This window comes from Paraburkholderia sp. SIMBA_054, assembly GCF_046534875.1.
Taxonomy (GTDB): Bacteria; Pseudomonadota; Gammaproteobacteria; order Burkholderiales; family Burkholderiaceae; genus Paraburkholderia; species Paraburkholderia hospita.
In genome coordinates this window covers 25,096-44,532 of the sequence record NZ_JAWRXV010000044.1, presented here as the reverse complement: position 1 = coordinate 44,532, position 19,437 = coordinate 25,096, and the positions used below count along the sequence as shown (strand labels likewise).

Below are 19,437 nucleotides of genomic sequence, written 5' to 3'. Positions count from 1 at the left end.
TAAAGTCTGGGTAGGGCCGATAAATTCCGCACGAAGGTTAGCATCGCGCGACCATTAGACAGTGGAAAAACAGCCGACTGTACCGACGGCCATTCGAATCAGGATGCAAAATTCGAATGGCCGGTTTGCCCCAATCAACGGTCAGCCGTTACACAAACGTGACCGGCCGCTGTGGCCGAGAGCACCAGTTCGATGAACGTTCTACAGAGCCGACATTGAATTTCGCCACGTCAGCTTTCGGGCGAATAGTTTGAACGCGAACTTACGGTAGAGTCGAGTTGTGGCGCGGTAGCATTAGGTTCGGTTTGTCTGTTGCCGCCCCTTTCGTCTGGCGGTGCCCGAATATCCTTGCCTTAACCCCGTTTCCACAACCCGCTCATCGAACCGGACATGCAGATCTCCCGCATCCGGCTCTCGGACAAGACATCACGCCTTCGTACACGGCAAGTCATTACCAAGGCCCTTGTAGACGAACGAGACCAAAGTGCCCGTAGAGGTGCGAGGGTGGATAGCTCCCGCCCCTGCGACGTCTTACCTTGTGCTTGGTACGTAACCACCGACGCAACCGCGCGCTGGTGTAGCTATCGAGCGCCCGATATGCGCGACGGACGGTGCCTACCTTGAAGTAGTTCGCCCAGCCGCGTAGCGTGCGGTTCAATTTGCCAATCAGCTCCGTGGTGTCCATCCACGTCATCGAAGCGGCGGTCAACGCATGAACCTTCTCAACCATGCGCCGGATACTCTTCTTCGACGGGCGCATGCCCATGCGGGCCTGGCCAGTCGTCGCAGAGTACAACCGCCCAAACGTGTAACCCAGGAAGTCGAATTCACCTTCCGGAACCTCGCAGATTCGGGTCTTCTCCTCGTTAACCGTCAGCTTCAGCTTGCTCATGATCTCGCGTAGTCGCGACAACGCTTCTTCAGCTTTGCCTCGCCTGCACAGGATCACCAGATCGTCCGCGTAGGTCACGATTCGACTGCCAAGACTTCGCTCAAGTCCGAGCTTCTTCCATGCCAACACAAACCGGCGCATATAAATATTCGCGAGTAGCGGTGAGATGGGTGAACCTTGCGGAATGCCACGCCTGCTATCTCGGGCCTCCGTCGTACGCTTCTTCCGGCCTCGGTTATCGGTTTCTTCTACGGAGCATTCCAGCCACATCCTGATCAGATGCAGTACACGCCGATCAACGATGCGTCGCGCCAGCGACAACATCAAATCGGCGTGCGGAATACTTCCAAAGTAGTCCGCGAGATCGGCGTCAACGACGTCCGTCTGCCCTCGATGCAACCGTTCCTCCACCTCGATCACTGCCTGCTGGGCATTGCGGCCCGGGCGGTAAGCGTACTGCTCCGGTGGAAGGTCCGCTTCGAAGATCGGTTCGAGCACCAGCATCGCTGCTGTCATGCACACCCGATCACGCAAGGTCGAGATGCCCAGAGGCCTCAGCTTGCCATTGGCCTTCGGGATAAACACTCTTCTGATAGGGTCCGGCCGGTAAGTCTCCTGCCTGAGCGCAAGCGCCAGTTCGCCGAGCCACTTCGACACCCCATACGCCTCGACCTCCGCGAAGTCCTGCCGATCGACACCCGGTGCGCCCCTGTTCGAGCGACACTGAGCGTACGCATGCGCCAGCACATCCTCGCGATAGATCTTGTCGTACAGAGCGTAGAAACGGTACCCGGCTTCTGCCTTCGCTTTCGCGTGTAACGCCATCTGCAGCTTCTGAACACGAATCGGAGTTGATAGGTTGCCCAATCTCCACGTCCTCACTACGTATTGCGTCAGTCTTGAACTGAGGCCCCTTCCCTCCACCAGCATTACACCGGCTTCAACAGTCATACGGGCCTCTCCGCCACCCCAAGGCGCCCGGCCTGTCCCTCGCGGGCGTCCGGTTGGTCATCCCTGACCACGCCAGGGGGTTTCCCGTGTTGCGTGCGCTTTCCTTGTGTACATGCTGTCGCCACTACCCCGGCGCAGCGACTGGGCGTCCTGCCTGCTCATACACCCAGCCGTATCAGCCTTCCCCGACATGGCAATCGGGTCGGCCTGCGCATCGACGTTTTCGAGGCTTGCTCGGCGTTCACTCGCGTTACGGCCTGCACACTCGCGCTGTCACCGTATTTCGTGACATGCTTCACCGAAGGCTTCAACCGCTTCGTTACCTCCACGATTGCTCCGGTTGCTTCCGGCTGGAGCGGTTGCCGGGTGGGGCTTTCACCCACAGGAAAAGCGCCGCCTTTGCACGGCGCACGCCATGAAGCGCCGTTCATCTAGAACGTCACATGGACATTTGTGCAACTGCTCCGCTTTTGAGCGGCCGTTTCGATTACAGCGACAAGTGTCGCATCGACGAACCTGGCTTCGATAAAATCACTCGCTCGGGCGGCGCCACCATCGACACGCTTCCAGCTCCGCACCGCAACGCGTGGTTCATAGATTTTTGATCACACCACTCGCCAGCTTGCGGAGTTCGTCGAACTGCGTAACGAGTTCGATGCACAGAATAAAGGCCAGCATCGCTGAAGGCCCCGGGCGGAGTTCGATCCATCGCAGCGCCCGAGTCGCGTAGCGCACGCGGATCGCGTCTCGCGTCATGACATAGGTAATTCCGATTCCCACAGCGGCGCCCATCAGCAAATCGGTTGGGTAGTGAAAGCCAAGATAGGCGCGCGGAACGCAAATGAACAGCACGGTATAGAGAATCGCCAGCACACCGATGCCACGCCACACGAGGAAGATGCCGCTGGCGACCGACATCCATAGCATCGCGTGATCGCTTGGGAAGGAACTCCAACTCGTCAGCAGTGCGTCCTTGATATTGCTACCTGCAAAGTGCAGATGCAGATCGGCGCTATAGACGGGGCGCACTCTGAACGGCAACCAATGGGTCAGCAGTCTTCCGACGAAGAGCGCCACGAGGCCACTGAGAAGCGTCGCGAGAACCATTTCTCGCCGCCATTCGCGGCGCTCGTCCTGCTGAAACCACATCCACCACAGCACGGGAATGAGTACGAGGCCTTTGAAGGTGTAAAGGTCAGCGATGGCTTCTATGGTTCGGATCGCGAATTGACCAAAGTGTATGTTGGAAAGATATGTTTCGATAGACGAATCGAAGCTATTCATTATTTAGTAAGAAACTCGAGCTAGTCGCACCGGGGTTAGCATAGCCCACTGAATGGGCCGCATTTTCGGTGCTTTACTTTTCCTGACAACTTTTACTGACCAATTTCATCACCAACTTTCACTGACGGCTTACTGCGCGAGTATCCTCGTCGGTCGGCCACGTTCATCGGAAAATCTCGTTTAGTTATGGCGACACCTTCTCGATACTCGTCGATCAGCGCGTCGATAGTCGTAGTGGAAATGCGATCCACTGTCCTTGGGTGACCCTCGAGCTTCGGCCGAGAATCCGCCGACGGTCTCGTCCCTCGAATGTCCGCTGCATTCCGAGACGCGCCGCACAGTTTGCTGGATGATGACTATCTGCGCCGGGTCGAGAGTACTCATCCGCAGATAGCGAAACCTGACATTCGCGATCGCGGAGGTTCGAATGGCGAAAGAGCAACCCAAAGCCGCCCTACCAACGGCGACACGTGAATGTCAGCTGAGGCCGATCAGCGGGCATACCGGGCAGCGCGGGTTAGGGCAGGTAAGGGGAGTCGGATGGATCCGTTTGACATAACACCCGTCGACAACGACAGATCGCAACCGGCGCGTGCGCGCGTTACTGATTGAAACGGCATGGACGTGGATGCGGTATCAGCCCGGCAGCCTGCTCACCCGCTGGTTCAACGAGCGCACGAAGGGCACTGGCGCCAACCGACGCGCTCGACGTATTGCGATTGTCGCGGTGGCACGCCGCCTGGTCATCGTGCTGTGGCGCTACCTCAAGGACGGTGTGATTCCCGAAGGTGCTGAACTCAAGATGCGATAAGGACACCTATCCATCAGGCAGCGCAGCAACGGATCAAATGAAACAGGTACTTGCCGGGTTGCTCGACAGCAACCGAACGATATAGATGGGGCGTACTCCTGGTGAACCTTCCAGCGTAACGCGCATAGGATGCGGCCGGCTGTCCGCCGGCGAATAGAAGGCGGTGAGAGGTGAACGTCTCACGTGCGCAACGCGCTTCAGATACGTGCGAGATAGTTTCGTCCCCCAATGCGCCTGCATGACGAGAACCTAAGAAGGCAGAAAATGTACCGATCCCATGAAAAGCCCGGAAACCAAAAAAGCCTTGACTATTTCTCCTCATAGAAGGCAACTGCTGGTCGTACAGCAGGTCACGGCTTCAAACTCCGATATTCAGGTTGTTGAATGTGACAAGGCAGAGAAGAGCTTTGCCATCCACTACATTGCCGATTTACGTCCGGCGGACGGCGACACGCGTCGCACTTGTTAAAGCTTATTAGACCTGCGCCAAACCGCCGTCGACAAACACTTCACTGCCGGTCATAAAGCTACTCTCGTCCGACGCCAAGAACAGCGCCACGGCAGCCGTTTCATCCGGATCAGCTATACGCCCGAGCGGCGTCTGCACTTTAAGCACGCCGAGCATCGCATCGAGCTGAGCGCCCGAGACAAGACTCTCCATCAGGCCCGGCGTCGCCGTTGCACCGGGAGACAGTACGTTCACGCGGATTCCGGAGTCTTTCAGATCGAGCGCCCAGCTGCGCGCGAAATTGCGGATTGCCGCTTTCGTTGCGCTATATACGCTGAACGCCGGCGTCCCCTTCGAACCTGTCGTCGACCCGGTAAGGATGATCGAGCCGCCTGCGTTCATGAGCGGCAACGCCTTCTGGACCGTGAACAGCGTCCCTTTCACGTTGACGTTGAATGTAAGATCGAATTGCGCCTCCGTGATCGCTCCGAGCGGCGCAAGCGAGCCTAGTCCAGCGTTCGCGAACAGCACATCGAGATGCCCCTTCTCCGCCTGCACTGCCGCGAAAATCCGGTCGAGATCATCGAGCTTTGACACGTCGCCCTGAAGCGCCCGCACGTCGTGCCCGACGGCCGCCGCAGCCTTGTCCAGCTCGGTCTGACGTCGCCCCGTGATGAACACGAACGCCCCCTCATCGACGAAGCGCTTCGCGCTCGCGAGGCCGATGCCGCTATTGCCCCCGGTCACCAGCGCGACCTTTCCCGTCAGCCTACCCATATGCGTGCTCCTTGCAAAAATCATAAATTGCGTCCGGGCATCGTAGACCTTAGCCCTGATCCTGATTCACCTCGCACACGACGCACGACGTTATGGACACCTAAAGCGGGCGAGCGGAGCAGTTAGCCAAAAGCTGCTAATCCGGCAATTGGAAGGAATTGGAGACAGATGGCCTCGTCAATAGTGTCGACTACAAGGAGATTCCGCGGCGAGTCGAATGCTCGCTAACAGCATTCGGCCTGACCCTGGCAGGCGCGCCCGCCCCGTTATGCGAGTGCGGCTCGGCACATGCCATGGAGGTCGGCGAGTTGATCGCAGACCGCAAGGCATCCATTAGGTGAAATCCGCGCAAGTGTGGGCATGGCGCAAGCGTTCAAGGACCACACCCAGCGAACCGACACGCACAGTAAATGTCAATGCCAGCGAAACTCGTCGTCAGCATAGGAATGACCAACAGATCCAATCACGGTCCTAATCGGCCTTTTGAGCAAGGAAGTCGCGTATTAGCGGCACCATCTCGTCCGCCTTGTCTTCCAGCGCGAAATGGCCCGTGTCGAGCAGATGGGTCTCAACGTCCGGCAAATCCTCTTTGTACGGATACGCGCCGTCCGCAGGAAAGATGACGTCATTTTTGCCCCACACGATCAGCATCGACGGCTTAAACTCCCGGAAATACGCCTGCACCTTCGGGTAAAGAGGCAGGTTGGTTCGATAGTCATAGAACAGGTCGAGCTGGATGTCGTTGTTGCCGGGGCGATCGAGCAGCGCCTGGTCATGGACCCAGTTGTCCGGGGAAACACGCGTGCGGTCGGACACGCCGTCGGTATACTGAAAAATGGTCGTCTCGAGCGTGAGCAGCGGCAGCAATGCTTTCCGGCTAGCGTCCGAGCCGTCGGCCCAATAGGCCTTGATCGGATCCCAAAATCCTTTGAGGCCCTCGTCGTAGGCATTTCCGTTCTGAACGATAAAACCTGCCACGCGGTCCGGATGCTTGAGAGCAAGCCGCCAGCCCACGGGCGCGCCATAGTCCATGACATACATCGTGTACCGACGCGTGCCGAGCTGGTCGAGCAGGCCGTCCACTAGTTCGGCATAGCGATCAAACGTGTAGGCAAATTCGGCACGATCCGGCATGTCGCTCTGACCATAGCCGGGGTAGTCCGGCGCAACGACGTGATAGCGGTCGGCGAGTGCAGGAATCAGGTTCCTGAACATGTGTGAAGAGGTTGGAAAACCATGCAATAGCAGGACAACGGGAGCGTCCAGCGGACCGGCCTGACGGTAGAAGATCTTCAATCCATCCACAAGCGCCGTTCGATGATGCGTGACGGGAACGGCAGGATTGGTGCGGTTGGCAGCAGACGAAGTACTCGAAGCTGAGCTGGCCATTGCGATGCTCCTTGGGTCGGATGGCCGATTCGCGATCACTTTTGCCCGAGGATATCGAGCCGCGGCTCAGCACTGTGTATAAGCTGCACAGACAGGCATGTGAAGCGAGGAAGTTCGGACGCCAACACAGAGATTCAAGTCATCGCTGCGATGACGTTGTCAGTGGATACGACGGCGTGGGCGAGAAACGCGTAGTTGATCATCGCGGCTTTATAGCCATCACCCCAAACGGGATGACGAGGCCCTGCGGTTGCATCGGCTACGACCGACACCTCGAAGCCCTGCTCGAGCAAGTCCCGCAAATGAGCCTCCACGCACATGTTGGCGAGCATGCCGCCGAGCACCACTTTGCTCATGTGACGTTTGCGCAATTGCAGGACAAGGTCATTAGTTTGCGGACCGAAGACCTTGTGGGGACTCACGACGATGGTTTGGCCGTCATCAATGTAAGGTTTGAACTCCGCCAGCCAATCTGCGCCCGAGCCCTCAAATCCCTGGAGGTTCAGAGCGCCTTCTCGCGCGAACGTACCGGTTGCGAACTCGTCCGCTTCCAGCGGACCGTTGAACTTCCATGCGCGATCGGTCGGAAAGAAGTAATGTGGAGATATGAATACATTGACCTTCGCGGCTTTTGCGGCCTTGAAGATCCTCAACATGTTTTCGACGGTTCTGTTTTCCGTGACGCTAGCGCCCACCGCACCCCAGTTCTTGCCCGTCGGGCTCAGCACGTCGTTCTGCGGGTCGATGAAGACCACGGCCGTATCGGTTGGATCACAGTTCATGCCGAGTCCTATAGTAGAGAGACGGATGGCCGCCGAGCCTCCGCTTACATTAAGTGTTAGGAAGGTTAGGTTAGCAGCCACCGTTTAGCAATGCGGAATGTTGACGCTTTTTGCTGATCACGGCGGCAGGCCCATTTGAAAATGCGCTGGTATCCCAGGGTGTGAAGCCTGGCCGCCGACGACGCAACACAGATTATCCGCACACGACGGTCCGTTGTCCGGGTGAAGCTGACGTTCGAACGTCGGTGTGAACGCGTGGTTCAACGTCCGTAGATGGCGGCAAAGACACGCGTCAGTCACGACAGGGTGGCGATGAAAAACGGCGGCGAGGCTGATCTGATCGCCGGAGGCGGGAGGCTGCCAGGAAGAACCTGTTGTCGCAGCTCGAGCCATTGAAAGACAAGAAACAGATAACGGTCAAAAGCGGCCCACAGGATATCGAAATCGGGATCGATGCGCGCGTGCTTTTCAATTCAGGTGACGCACGCCTGCTCCCGCAATCGTATGATGTGCTCGATGAGATAGCTACGGCACTGCGAAAACAGACGGACAACAGGATCCTGGTCGAAGGGCATACGGATAGCGTGCCCATTTCGAACGCCCGATACGCGTCGAACTGGGAGCTGTCTTCGGCAAGGGCGGGGGCCGTGGTGCGGTTTATTGTCGACAGACGTATTGGGCCGCGTCGGCTTGCTGCGGTCGGCCGCGCAGACAACTTTCCGCTTGTAACGGGCGACGCCGCTGTTTCACGCTCGATGAATCGCCGCGTGACCATATTGGTGCAGTACTGATGTCCAGGGGACGGTCTGTGTCACGCGCGCCCATTTGCGTGCCAGTCCCAGTGTCATCGACGACCGGGCTGCACCGCGACAACGGAAGGAGGCGTCGCGTGCACTGCGCCGCCGAACGGTTCGTTTGCAGGAGTTATGGTTCCCTGGGCGCTCGACGGCGCGGCTCCTACTCCGCGTCCGGTTTTCGTGACCTGGTCAGCCGGCTTGTTGAATCAGTTCCGCTCCCGTCGGCCGCCGATTCTTCTTCGTCTATCTGGGCCCGGGCCTGCTGCCAGTACTCGTCGGCGCATCCCTCGAGACTGCCGTCTTTTTCCCAGAGCTCGTAGGCACGCACACGAATCTTCTCTGCCCGCGAAACCGTGTCCATTGCAGTTTCTCAAGTAGGTTGTTATTCACGAACAGCCACACATGATGCCGCCTGGCCTACCGTTTCGACGGCGGAACAGGCAAGGGCGGACGCGCGAGCAGGAAGGCCCAGCCCTCCTCAGCTTAGAACTGGCTTCGTGTTTGATGCCGGATTTCGACGCCGAGTGCCGGGCGTCACTTTTTTAACAAAGCGCTCCCGCACGACTCCGCCTTGAAAGCAGGCGGCAAATATCAACCCGGTCCAGGGAAAAGTCTGCATCTTCGAATCGCACGATGTCCGGTCCGTCTGGCGTCGTACTGGTAAATGCCAATCGTTTTGATGCGTGCTTGCCCTTTGGACCCATCTCCACGTCAAAACTGACCTTCTGATTCTCCTGCAAGATCTTGAAGCCTGCTGCGCTGATTCCGGAGAAGTGGGCAAACAGGTCGTCCCGCCGTCGTCCGGCGTGATGAATCGAAACCCCTTCGAGTCGTTAAACCACTTCACCGTTCCAGTCGCCATCACCCGCTCGTATAAATTTGCAGAGCGCGTTTAATCCGGCGCGCGTAAGCCGTAAATCTATTGCAACAGTTGCGTCGAGTGCCCTGGCTCAATCGCAGTGTCCGCCCGCTACGGGGGAGCCGGAATGCGCCGTCAGCAGCAAGACTCACGGCTCGTGACGTCCACGCCTTCGCAGCCCGGCGCCAGCGCGTGACGGCGGCGGACCGTCTCGGGACGAACTGTGGGGGCATGGCTGCGCGGTTCACTCGTCGCACAGGTCGCTACACGGTCCGGCATATCGAACATCCAGAGCGGTGCCGTCCCTGAAAACGAGTCGCTTCACGTTTCCAAAATCCATAACGCTCTGAACGGCATCGCGCTTTACGAAGACGCCTGGCCGCTCGTCAGGCAGAACCAGTTGCATCAGCGCGCCGAATTTTTGCATGGCATCGAAAAAGCTGGACTCGCGCGACGGCTCAGCCGCCCCTAACCAGTAGACGATGGCGGCCTTGGGGTTCTGGGCATCACGCGCGAGAAACCTGAGCCTTTCTTCGGTATGGATGTAGGACGACGCTTCGATATGTGGCACATCGCGCATTCGATTCTCCGTTGTTTGTCCGTCCGAATCACGGCGCTGACGCGTGATGCAGACTTCAGGCATTCAGGTCGACCAGATGCGTCCCCAGCGGGTCGCATACCTCAACGCCTGATCGTCGTCAAAGAAGTAGTCCAGAGCGGCGAACGTCTCCCGCGCACGGCCGGGCTTCTCGATAACGAGGTCGGCGGCATGCAGACCACTGTGTGTTGGGCATGCCCTTGCGATAAGTTGGTAACCTCGATGTAACGTCCGCACGGCCGCCGTCATTGCGTTATCTCCATCACGTTTCTTCGTCCACGCCGAAGTGTTTGTGGCGCGTCACTGCAACCGCACGAATTCGCTGCAGTCGGTTGCCCGCACGACAGCCCATGTATTGGGATTTCATGTCGAATGAGCATTCTGCGTTAAACGCGCGACCGCTAAAACCAGTGTTAACTCTACGTATTTTGGCGTCACATGCGCGTTGCAGCGGCGCGGTCCCCGTCAGTCGGCAAGACCGGGGAAGGAAGCTGCCGACGGCGTCGCGCGCTCTGCTACATGCGTGTCAATGCCTCCGCTCCGTTCTGGGGCAAGCACGACATTATGGTGTTCGTCGTGCCGGTGCCCGTGCCGATGGTTATGGTCAAGGACCTGGTAAGTGTGCGGGTGTTCATGCCGCTCACTGATGTGCAGCCAGATTCCGAGAGCCATAACTGCAGCCGTCAAAAAAGCAGCGAAGGCATCTCAGGCCAGCCGATGAGCGATAACGCCACCCCAAATACCGGCGCGACCGAGAAAATAGGCGCCGGTTCGGCTGTGCCGTGGTTACGTAGCGCGACGACAAACGCTGTAGCCGAATCGCCAGACCAATGGTGCGGCTGGAATTCGACGGGCGGCGCCTAAAAAGCCAGCAAACCGGCTCAGTGCAGACTGCTCAGCCTGTTCCTGGACCAAGGCTGACTTCTCAGTGTCCGCCTGCGAGGAAACCGATACGTAGTCGCCCGTCGCCATCGACATGGCTCCGGCAGCCAGACCGGCGACGGCCGTGAGCACAATGCTTCCGTGAGCGGTGTGCGCTGCGAGAGCTAACAGCAATCTATGTCCGGCGGGGCTTGGATTTGCTGCTCGCCAGGCAGGTTGCCGAAAAGCTGATGGCGTACGACGCGCTGGGTGCTCACGCGCGCGATGAGCTTGGCATTTCGGACGTCACTACGGCCCGACCGCTGCAAGCGGCACTGGCTTCTGCCTGCAGCTTTGCGGTCGGTGCCGCGTTGCCGGTCATCGTTGTCGCCCTCGCGCCCGAGTCGGTGCTACTGCCGGCCATCGTCGTTTCCACTCTGGTTTCGCTAGCTGCTCTGGGCGGGTTGGCCGCGAAAGCTGGCGGGGCGAAAGTCAGCTACGGCATCATCCGCGTTGTCTTCTGGAGCGCTTTGGCAATGGCCGTGTCCTCGGGCGTTGGCGCCTTGTTTGGGGCGGCAGCCTGAGGGGCCTGGACGCCGTCCGAAGAAGTACCTCCGGGCTAGCGCGACCGAAAGCCCGCATCTACCGACGCTGAACTCAGGTTCCTGATTCACTTTTTGCCTGTTGCGCGAGGAAGATCCCGGCTGACGGACTGACGCTGCTCCATGTTCGTTACTTTCATCCGATATTCGTTGCCTGGCGTCGGTACATTGGTTCGCTCCGATAGGTACCCGATCATAAGTAACGGCAACTTCGGCGTGTTTTGGCTCCTCGGTTGCCGAGAGCTTTTACTTCCGTTCGGCTGTACTTGCGAATCGTCTTCCGATCCATCCCAGTCGGGCAGCAATGGCCGAGACATTCATTCGTGGGCCCGACCGGGCTATCGTCGGCGATGAAGCGATGAAGCGATGAGGCTCGCGGCTACGCCGCACATCTCGCCCTTCACCTTGGACAGGCTAAAATTAACGTATCTTGACCCTCTGACTCGCCACCATGACGGTTTTCGCGACGGATTTGACGGGTGTTCCAGCGGTCATCATCAGTGGCTCCCCCGGAGAAGCGGACCGCTTTATTGTCGCGGCGCTTTGGACCGGCGAGGAACCAACTCCGACCATAAACGCCGTTACGAAATGGGCGAGTGTGTTGCGTGAGCGTGGGGTCGAGTTTGCGTCTCACGCGTCGGCGTGTCACTACTGGTTGTCTGAGCAAATGGCGATCAAAGCTGGAAGGCCGCCGCTTCGCCCATATCCCAAATAACAGTCACCCGAGAACGGTTGCCCAGCGATGCAACCGGCAGGAAGCGTTGATCGAGCCTACCATGGCGTCCACGCAGTTGTACTCAGTCGCAGCGGGCAGACGATGGCGGTCACGACCGTAGCGCGGATCAGGCTTTGTCCCGCCGCACTGGAGGGACGAGCCGACAGTTTCGCGTAACTTGCAACCATTCACCGGCGGTCTGGCAGCTCCCCGTCAGCTGCTGGAGGACATTGCGCATTCCGGAACAAAGGACATACCGTTGCACGATGCGACGATCGAGTACGAAAACGACATACCCATCGGCGCACTGGTCATCGAGAAAACGACGGGAGAGTGGCGACTGTGGTCGGTACGTGTCGAGCCCGGTTTCCACAGGATGGGGCTGGCATGCGATCTGGTGGCCGCCGTACAAGACGAGGCGCGACGGGCGAATGTAGTTGTATCTGCGATCGTCGGACGGAGGAGCCCCGCGGTGCAACTTTTGCGAAAACATGGTTTCGATGTCGCTGCTGAGACCGACGCGGAGGCCTTGCTTAAATGGCGCCGTCCGTTGGCCCTTCGCGTGTCGTGAGCTATGACGTCAGGCAATCGGTGAAACGCTGGCGAGAGACCGGGTGCTGACACGGCGTGCGCAGCCGCTGACCGGCACCGCGTTGACGGAGTCAAATGCCGTTGATCGGAGCGCAACATTCCTTCGCTCTGTCGAGCACCACATCGATAACATCGACAATCGGCCATGCGTCGGTTCCATGGCCAGCGGATAGGTGACGAAGAGCGTCCAGAGGAGGCCGAAGCCGAACTGCGCGCACGCCCGCGAGTATGTGCCGATGCCCGCCGGGTCGTCGTCAGCGGCGCCGGTGACGAGGCCCGGTCCGAGCCGCCTCAGCCATGTGCCGGCGGCGACCGGGGCACTCGCGGGTCGAGGTTTCATCGGTCTGGACATCAGGTTTCCCTTCCCACCGCTGGCGCCTTGTCGTTCGGTTTTTTGCGACGAAGCGCATGGCGCATGCCCGGACCGCGCCCCGATTTTGGCGGCCGACGAAACGTTCACGGATACCGCCGTCCGCGACGCAGTCAATGTGCCGAAAAATGATACGTCAGGGTCACTGCTGGCGAACGCCGCTGGCCCAGTGGCCGGGGTACGAAACAGATCGTCCTCCCGGAGCTTTGAAGGAGCAAACCGACCAGCGCGAACATCGTGGATAGACGCCGTCTCGGGGAAGCGTGCCAACGCGCAGGAGCTTGCTGCATTTCGTACGGACCGGCTCCTACTGCCGAACAACGCCGCCTTCCCTGGCGCCTGTAGCGATGGTAACTTGCGCGTTCTCACCACAGAAAGGACGATACCGGCACGTATGGAGAACGCTCGCGCTAACCACGACCGAGCACATCCGCTACCGCTCGTACGATCACGGCAGGATCGGTCGAGCGCGGAAACCACCGGTCCCATTCCGCCCAGTCCAGCCGCGCGTCGTCAATGGAGAAGGCAATCGTGACGGGACGATGGGTGCAGTTCCGCACGCCGAGCACGTCGTCTGGCAGGTCACCAGCATTGATGACCCGAAGTGGGCTCGAAGCAACCATGACCCGTGGATTGAGCCGCACGGCTTCGAGCCGGGCTTGCTGTGTCGTGATGGTGGGCATGACCTGCATGCCAAGCGACGTCAGCCTGGAAACCAGTATTGACAAACGCCTGGCATCCGGATCGAAAACAAGGACGTCGACCCTGGGGGCGGGGTTCGTTGCCGCACGGGCGGGTGTAGGGTGACGCGGCCGCACCGTGGAGCGGATCCAGCGTCTGAGCGGCCAGATGGGCCGATTCAGCTCGTGCAACAGCACCAGTCTGCGCCAGATGTGCGCCGCGCTGAACGTCCGACGGCGGGCCTGACGCTCGAGCAGCCGTTTGCATCCGGGCAGATGCAGCAGCGAACATCCTTTGAACCAGCGCAGATCGCGATGCGTGTTGCCGGACCAGTGACGTCCGACAAGTCGATGCGCACCGAGATCGATGATCTGATGTCCGTCATCGGCAAGCAGATTGAGCGCTGCGGAAATAAACACTTCATCACCGTGGTGATTCAGTTCGCCCATCGCCTGCCTGTACCGATCAAAGCACGCGTGCGCGCGAGGTACCAGCTCGCTGATGAATCCCGCGGTTGCCAGGAGCGCTTCGCCGCCGAACCATCTGGGGTTCCGCAGGCGGGTACCGGCAGTCGTTTCAAGATCGGCGATAACGCGCGCATCGCCGTAGGCCGAAAACTCCTGATCGGAGATGTCGAAGGCGCCCACGCCGGTCGTCAAACAGCGCCGCAGCAGTTCTTCATCCAGTGTTCGAATGGCAAGCATGTCGGTATCGAGCACCAGCAGCAGATCGCCTTCCTTTAGCGTCGCGCCTAACTGCTCCATCATGTCCAGCTTGAAGTGGGCGCTATAGAACCGCGTGATCCTTGGCAGTGCCAGTGTCGACGCTGCCAGCTGAAAGACGTGAGGACGCGAATCAGAATCAACTTCGGCGAGGTGCCGTTCAATCTGGTCGGTGACATTGGTTGCCACGGTCAGTCCAGGCAGACCAACCGCCTTGAGGCTTCGATGAAGCGTGATCGCCTGCTCGAGATAGCAGAACGGATCGGCGTTTGTGCAGTTTGGGCTACCCGTACCATCCAGCTCCACGTAGACGAGCGCACACGGCACCACCCAGACCTTACATCGCGTAGAGCCAGATGAAGATGGTGCCATCTGCCTGAACATCCGGGCGAAGTCACTGCACAGGAGTGCTACATCAAACATTCGTCGCGTCCGGTCTGACAGTCGCATATGAGTGCGCGGGTACTGACACAGCACTAGCCGCAGTCCATCGTGCAGGAGCAAGCAGCATCGGTGCCATCGGCAATAGCGTCCCTGATCGAAGGTTCAGTGAATGAGCCGGCGGCATTTTGAAAATTTGTCCGGCGTGGGATGCAAGTTTTCCCCTTGCGTGCCGCGAAATGCCGCGCATCGTCCTCGATCAGTTGCCGACCATCAGCTCGCGCGTGAACCGGAGCGCCGCATGCGAGGTTTCCGCGACCCCATGACAACGCCGTGATGCGTGGTTGGAGAGGACGTCGTTTGACATGGGCATCGCTTCCCCTGTGTAGGGCCTTGACCGAGGAGTTGTTCAGCAAATCATTCTATTGAAAGACATGGGCCACATGTTCGCCGGTCGAAACGCCCGTTGAATGGAACAATGTGGCCGCACCGAAACACCGCCCGCTTGCGGACAGAACGGCTGGCTATTGCTTCGTGGGAGAGTTCGGTCTGCGAATGGGCAAGGCCGGCGTCCAGACGGGAACTTCCAGAAAGGGAGGCCGTTGATGGCTCGCATGAAGATAGACCCGCCGACGTTCCGTCAACGCAATCCGTAATCGCTGCGCCGACCGTGGCCGGGTGAAGGCATCTCCACCAACGATAGTTTCATACTCGTCAGCATGGAAGACCCGATACCGCCTCAGGAACTCCGGTCCCGGCAGGCCCTGGGAATTTGCCATGAGGGAACCATAGTCGGCGTCGGCCGGGTCAGCCAGCTCGTGAACAATGCGATCAAGTAACTCGAACCGCTTACGAAGCGTAGCTGCGCCTCCAAAGAAACCATGAAAATCGCGATACGACACGACCTGCTGCTCGCGCGCGGCGAGAATCAATGCCTCTCGAATTCTGACGATGGCCGACCCGTACAGGGTAAGCGCCCCCGCATTATGCTCGACACCCCGCCGCTTAACCATAGGCATACCACTGTTCCTCCACGCGGTTCATCGCAGGTCGCGCGCGCGACCTGAAAACACGTTCCGCGGCGTCGGCCCGTGACGTGCGCGAGCGACCCATGATGAGGCTTGCTGTCGCGAATTCGCTGTGCGTTCACGCACAGTCGGCCAATGCCCACAAGATTGCGCTGCAGAATCCGGGCGCCCGCCCAGCTCGGAAAAGGGGTTTCGCTACTGTATTGTTTCTCGTGGTTCTCCAGAACGGCGAGCAGCTTTTCCAGCGTCACACGTTGGTCATGTGGCAAGTCAGGCGTTGCCTGGATTTCGTAAAGACGACGTCTCCAATAGGTCTGAGCAAGTATCGAGTGCATCCCGCCCGCTGATAATGCTCTCTCCAGACTGGCAGTTTCTGCATCTGCGTTCTGGAAGCGCGGCGGTTCGAGGCGTTTAAGCCGCTTAAGGCAAAGCTGAATAAGTCCACCGTTCATGACGGTCACGCCTTATAGCGTGAGCATGCAACGGCGAAAGCGAAAAATGATGAAGCAACTGACACTGGCGATGGCTGTCGATCAATGCGCGGGATTCGGGACGCAGCGCAAACCGACGCGACGCGAAGCGTTTCTCGATGAGATGGACGCGATCGAGGCGCGTGACCCCGAAAATCATCAGACGCGCAAAGGCAAGCAGTGGCATTTCGGCATGAAGCTCCATATCGGCGTGGACAGTCAGAGCGGGCTGGCTCATCGCGCAGTCGTGACGGCGGCGAACGTGCATGACAAGCATCCGCTGCCACAGTTGCTGCACGGTGAGGAGCAACGCGTGTACGGTGACAGCGCATACGCGAGCCAGAAAGCGCTGATCCATGGCAAGGCACCGAAGGCGCGCGACTTCACCAACAAGCGCACGCGCCGCAAGGGCATCGTCGACGAGGTGGCGCGCCGCAAGAACCGCAACAAGTCGCAGATCCGTGCCCGGGTCGAGCATGTGTTCGCGGTCGTGAAGCGGTTGTGGGGCTTCACGAAGGTTCGCTATCGCGGTCTGGCGAAGAACGCCAATCGCGCCTTCGTTGCACTCGCGCTGGCCAATCTGTACATGTGGCGAGCTCGCGCGACGGCACAGGTGCGCCCGTAAAGGGCCAAAGACGGGCAAATAGCCTGCGCAGAGCTCCCTTGAGGCGTAACGTGAGACGGAATGCCCGCTTTTACGGATGTCATTCGCGATCTCGAAAGTTTACACATGCCTTGGTCGCAACCTGTCGTGTTTACGCGGCTTGATCAGTGCAGCCTTAAGCCTGAACGTTGCTGGCTCACGTGGGAGTCAGTATGGAGCGGGCGCTAATACTGCGAGGCCGCACCGAGAATCTTCAGGTTGCGTTAGGCACCGTTTCTGCACGACGGGGCGATCCGCCTCGACTGCTGACTTCTTGCGCTATCGCCACTGGGCTGAAGTTATTCCATCGCATCGCATTTGGTTATCCGGGGTGCGTCGCTGCCATTTCAATTTGCCGCCGCCGGCGGTTCGTCGAGCGCGCTGGACGCGATCCTGGATGCCGCTCGACAACCTGAAGGTGGGCAGTTGCCCGGTGAGCCATCGAAGCATCATGCACATCGAGCTTAGATTTCATGTCGCGACGGACGGGACGGCTTCCCTTTTGGCCATATCGCGAAATGGGAGACAAGGATAGTTCGATGCGATCGTGCACGCAGCACCAGGCGTTCCCCCTCGACGGCCAGGAAGTTGCTATTGTCTGTCATATCGCGCATTAATTCCGACAATGCAGATGGCCAGTATCACAAAGTGATAACGACTGAATTGGCTGCGAGCAAAGGCATGGGTGCTGCATTAGCCGTGCCGGAAGGTTGTGCTCGAACCAATCGACAACGCGGTCGCACGCGCTTTGAAAACGGTATAGAGGAGGGGCGGCGATGACGCCTCGCCGGGTGCGTCGCCGGTTTACCGCGATCGCGGGATAGGTGGCGATTGGCACAGTGCCGGCGGATAATCGTCGGATCGCCCGGATGACGGGACGCGCCTGATTGTGGGAGCAGCACATGAAAGCCCGAGGTCGCAAAAGCCTGATTTGTGCAGCGCTCATTACCGCGCTGTATGTAGGTTGCAGCGGGGGAGGCGGTGGAGACAGCAACAGTCCCAGCACCGCCGGCGGGTCCGGGTCGGGATCGGGAGCCGGACCCGGGTCGGGATCGGGCTCCGGATCCCCCCCAGGCAGCCCGGGCTCGGGCGGCGCAACGATGGCGCAGTCAGTGGACGTCGCCACGTATCACAACGACATCGCGCGCACGGGGCAGCAACTCGTCGAGAAGACGCTGACGCCGGCGAACGTGAATACCTTGAGCTTCGGCAAGATCGGGTTTTACGGTGCCGATGGCAAGGTCGATGCCGAGCCGCTGTATCTGTCGAGCGTGTCGATCGCTGGCGGCACGCATAACGTGCTGTACGTCGCAACCGAAAATGACAGCGTCTATGCATTCGACGCAGACACCGGCGTGCAGTTATGGAAAGTGTCCACGCTGCGTAGCGGCGAAACGCCGAGCGATACGCTCGGGTGCTTCCAGATCTCACCGCAGATCGGCATCACATCGACGCCGGTAATCGACCGCACACGCGGGCCGCATGGTGTTATCTATGTAGTCGCGATGTCGAAGGATGGATCGGGCAACTACTTTCAGCGCATTCATGCGCTCGATATGACAACCGGCGCCGAGCTGTTCGGCGGCCCCACGACGATCAACGCATCGTACCCGGGCAACGGCCCCAACAGCTCGGGCGGCACACTCGTCTTCAATCCGAAGCAGTACGCGGAACGCCAGTCGTTGCTGCTGCTCAACGGAAACGTGTACACCGCGTGGACTTCGCATTGCGATGTCGCGCCGTATAACGGCTGGGTGATCGCCTATAGCGCGGATACGCTTGCGCAGACGGGCGTACTGAACGTGACGCCCAACGGCACGGGCGGCGCGATCTGGATGAGTGGAGCGGGAATGGCCTCCGACGGCCAGTCGGTCTATTTCCTCGATGCGAACGGCACGTTCGACACGACGCTCGATGCGAGCGGCAGTCCCGTGAATGGCGACTATGGCAATGCGTTCATCAAGCTGGGCACGTCCAACGGCCTCAACGTCACCGACTACTTCGTGATGGCGAACACCGCAACGGAATCGCAGGCCGACGAAGACCTTGGCTCCGGTGGCGCACTTGTGCTGCCCGATCTGACGGATGCGAGCGGCGCGGTCCATCACCTGGCGCTCGGCGCGGGCAAGGACGCGATCATCTACGTGGTCAATCGCGATTCGATGGGCAAGTTCAATTCGAGCGTGAACAATCTGTTCCAGCAGGTCAATGGGCAACTGGTCGGACCCGAGTTCGGCATGCCCGCTTATTTCAATGGTTCGGTTTACTTCGGCTCGATCGGCGACAGCATCAAGGCGTTTGGGGTGAGCGGCGCGGGGCTTACCACGGCGCCGACGAGCAAGACACCGACGAGCTACGGCACGCCAGGCGCGACACCCAGTATTTCGGCGAACGGCAGCGCGAACGGGGTCGTGTGGGCGGTCGAGAACGGCGATATCGCGGTGCTGCATGCATACAACGCGGCGAATCTGGCGACGGAGCTATACAACAGCAATCAGGCTGCAAATGCGCGCGACCAGTTCGGCCAGGGTAACAAGTTCATCACGCCGATGATCGCGAACGGCAAGGTGTATGTCGGGACGACGAATGGGGTTGCGGTGTTTGGATTGCTTGGCGGGAGTTAGAGGCTGGATGGCTGTGCTTGGGAAGCCGGTGATGACGCATCTGGATGGCGCATGTCGGCCATCATTGCACGATGGCTGGTCTGATCTGTCCGCGGGCCTTTGCTTCAGGCGCCGGCAACCACGGGCGCCGAACACCGCTGTGCGACATCGACAGGACCGCA

General features: G+C 59.4%; 17 protein-coding genes and 5 pseudogenes. 9 read left to right on the top strand and 13 right to left on the bottom strand.

The annotated features are described in order from the left end of the window. Positions 1–451: 451 nt before the first annotated feature. Positions 452–1,843: a group II intron reverse transcriptase/maturase gene (gene ltrA, locus SB822_RS38225; RefSeq protein ID WP_410857040.1), complete on the bottom strand. Its 1,392-nt coding sequence runs from the start codon at positions 1,841–1,843 to the stop codon at positions 452–454. A gap of 591 nt (positions 1,844–2,434) precedes the next feature. Continuing rightward, positions 2,435–3,127, bottom strand: a complete 693-nt coding sequence (locus SB822_RS38220; RefSeq protein ID WP_410857039.1) for a phosphatase PAP2 family protein — start codon at positions 3,125–3,127, stop codon at positions 2,435–2,437. A gap of 583 nt (positions 3,128–3,710) precedes the next feature. Here SB822_RS38220 and SB822_RS38215 point away from each other — a divergent pair. Both SB822_RS38215 and SB822_RS38210 read left to right on the top strand, forming a co-directional pair. Then, positions 3,711–3,938: pseudogene (locus SB822_RS38215) on the top strand (IS110 family transposase); the annotation flags it as partial. 277 nt (positions 3,939–4,215) lie between these two features. Further along, positions 4,216–4,407, top strand: coding sequence for a hypothetical protein (locus SB822_RS38210; RefSeq protein WP_143055741.1), 192 nt, complete (start codon positions 4,216–4,218; stop codon positions 4,405–4,407). Between the two features lie 6 nt (positions 4,408–4,413). Here SB822_RS38210 and SB822_RS38205 read toward each other — a convergent pair whose 3' ends face one another. Continuing rightward, the gene (locus tag SB822_RS38205; RefSeq protein ID WP_410857038.1) at positions 4,414–5,163 is read right to left on the bottom strand and encodes an SDR family NAD(P)-dependent oxidoreductase; all 750 of its coding nucleotides are present in this window, start codon (positions 5,161–5,163) and stop codon (positions 4,414–4,416) included. 55 nt (positions 5,164–5,218) lie between these two features. On the opposite strand from SB822_RS38205, the gene SB822_RS38200 reads away from it, so the two are divergent. Both SB822_RS38200 and SB822_RS38195 read left to right on the top strand, forming a co-directional pair. Further along, complete coding sequence (locus SB822_RS38200; RefSeq protein ID WP_090836305.1) at positions 5,219–5,347, top strand: winged helix-turn-helix transcriptional regulator; 129 nt, start codon at positions 5,219–5,221, stop codon at positions 5,345–5,347. Beyond that, positions 5,322–5,504, top strand: coding sequence for a winged helix-turn-helix transcriptional regulator (locus tag SB822_RS38195; RefSeq protein WP_090836286.1), 183 nt, complete (start codon positions 5,322–5,324; stop codon positions 5,502–5,504). Before SB822_RS38200 ends, SB822_RS38195 begins: the two co-directional genes overlap by 26 nt. A 130-nt stretch (positions 5,505–5,634) precedes the next feature. On the opposite strand, the gene SB822_RS38190 is transcribed toward SB822_RS38195, so the two are convergent. After that, positions 5,635–6,552 (bottom strand): alpha/beta fold hydrolase, encoded by a 918-nt coding sequence (locus SB822_RS38190; RefSeq protein ID WP_410857037.1) that lies wholly within the window; start codon positions 6,550–6,552, stop codon positions 5,635–5,637. A 134-nt stretch (positions 6,553–6,686) separates the two neighbouring features. Further along, positions 6,687–7,334 carry an isochorismatase family protein gene (locus tag SB822_RS38185; protein WP_090836284.1) on the bottom strand — a complete coding sequence of 216 codons (648 nt, stop codon included), beginning with the start codon at positions 7,332–7,334 and terminating at the stop codon, positions 6,687–6,689. Between the two features lie 353 nt (positions 7,335–7,687). Here SB822_RS38185 and SB822_RS38180 point away from each other — a divergent pair. Further along, positions 7,688–8,125: pseudogene (locus SB822_RS38180) on the top strand (flagellar motor protein MotB); the annotation flags it as partial. Positions 8,126–8,291: 166 nt separating this feature from the next. Here the strand turns inward: SB822_RS38180 and SB822_RS38175 are convergent. The 5 genes and pseudogenes from SB822_RS38175 to SB822_RS38155 form a co-directional block, all read right to left on the bottom strand. Continuing rightward, on the bottom strand, positions 8,292–8,492 hold the full coding sequence (locus SB822_RS38175; protein WP_090836283.1) for a DUF2934 domain-containing protein: 201 nt from the start codon (positions 8,490–8,492) through the stop codon (positions 8,292–8,294). 181 nt (positions 8,493–8,673) lie between these two features. After that, the gene (locus SB822_RS38170) at positions 8,674–8,946 is read right to left on the bottom strand and encodes a cold-shock protein (protein ID WP_410857067.1); all 273 of its coding nucleotides are present in this window, start codon (positions 8,944–8,946) and stop codon (positions 8,674–8,676) included. Positions 8,947–9,234: 288 nt separating this feature from the next. Beyond that, positions 9,235–9,570, bottom strand: coding sequence for a hypothetical protein (locus SB822_RS38165; protein WP_090836282.1), 336 nt, complete (start codon positions 9,568–9,570; stop codon positions 9,235–9,237). 582 nt (positions 9,571–10,152) lie between these two features. After that, a pseudogene (locus SB822_RS38160) lies at positions 10,153–10,412 on the bottom strand (EamA family transporter); the annotation flags it as partial. Beyond that, positions 10,375–10,602: a VIT1/CCC1 transporter family protein gene (locus SB822_RS38155; protein WP_410857036.1), complete on the bottom strand. Its 228-nt coding sequence runs from the start codon at positions 10,600–10,602 to the stop codon at positions 10,375–10,377. The gene SB822_RS38155 and the pseudogene SB822_RS38160, both read right to left, overlap by 38 nt. Positions 10,603–10,628: 26 nt before the next feature. Between SB822_RS38155 and SB822_RS38150 the strand changes: the two are divergent. Continuing rightward, positions 10,629–11,033: pseudogene (locus SB822_RS38150) on the top strand (VIT1/CCC1 transporter family protein); the annotation flags it as partial. 911 nt (positions 11,034–11,944) lie between these two features. Then, the gene (locus SB822_RS38145; protein WP_410857035.1) at positions 11,945–12,337 is read left to right on the top strand and encodes a GNAT family N-acetyltransferase; all 393 of its coding nucleotides are present in this window, start codon (positions 11,945–11,947) and stop codon (positions 12,335–12,337) included. Positions 12,338–12,520: 183 nt separating this feature from the next. On the opposite strand, the pseudogene SB822_RS38140 reads toward SB822_RS38145, so the two are convergent. The 3 genes and pseudogenes from SB822_RS38140 to SB822_RS38130 form a co-directional block, all read right to left on the bottom strand. Beyond that, positions 12,521–12,709, bottom strand: a pseudogene (locus SB822_RS38140) (divalent metal cation transporter); the annotation flags it as partial. A gap of 428 nt (positions 12,710–13,137) precedes the next feature. Then, on the bottom strand, positions 13,138–14,553 hold the full coding sequence (locus SB822_RS38135) for a response regulator receiver protein (protein ID WP_410857034.1): 1,416 nt from the start codon (positions 14,551–14,553) through the stop codon (positions 13,138–13,140). Between the two features lie 482 nt (positions 14,554–15,035). Next, positions 15,036–15,530 (bottom strand): hypothetical protein, encoded by a 495-nt coding sequence (locus tag SB822_RS38130; protein WP_410857033.1) that lies wholly within the window; start codon positions 15,528–15,530, stop codon positions 15,036–15,038. A 459-nt stretch (positions 15,531–15,989) separates the two neighbouring features. Between SB822_RS38130 and SB822_RS38125 the strand changes: the two genes are divergently transcribed. Both SB822_RS38125 and SB822_RS38120 read left to right on the top strand, forming a co-directional pair. Further along, positions 15,990–16,634 (top strand): IS5 family transposase, encoded by a 645-nt coding sequence (locus SB822_RS38125; RefSeq protein WP_410857032.1) that lies wholly within the window; start codon positions 15,990–15,992, stop codon positions 16,632–16,634. A 920-nt stretch (positions 16,635–17,554) separates the two neighbouring features. Further along, on the top strand, positions 17,555–19,276 hold the full coding sequence (locus tag SB822_RS38120; protein WP_410857031.1) for a PQQ-binding-like beta-propeller repeat protein: 1,722 nt from the start codon (positions 17,555–17,557) through the stop codon (positions 19,274–19,276). The last annotated feature ends 161 nt before the right edge of the window (positions 19,277–19,437 follow it).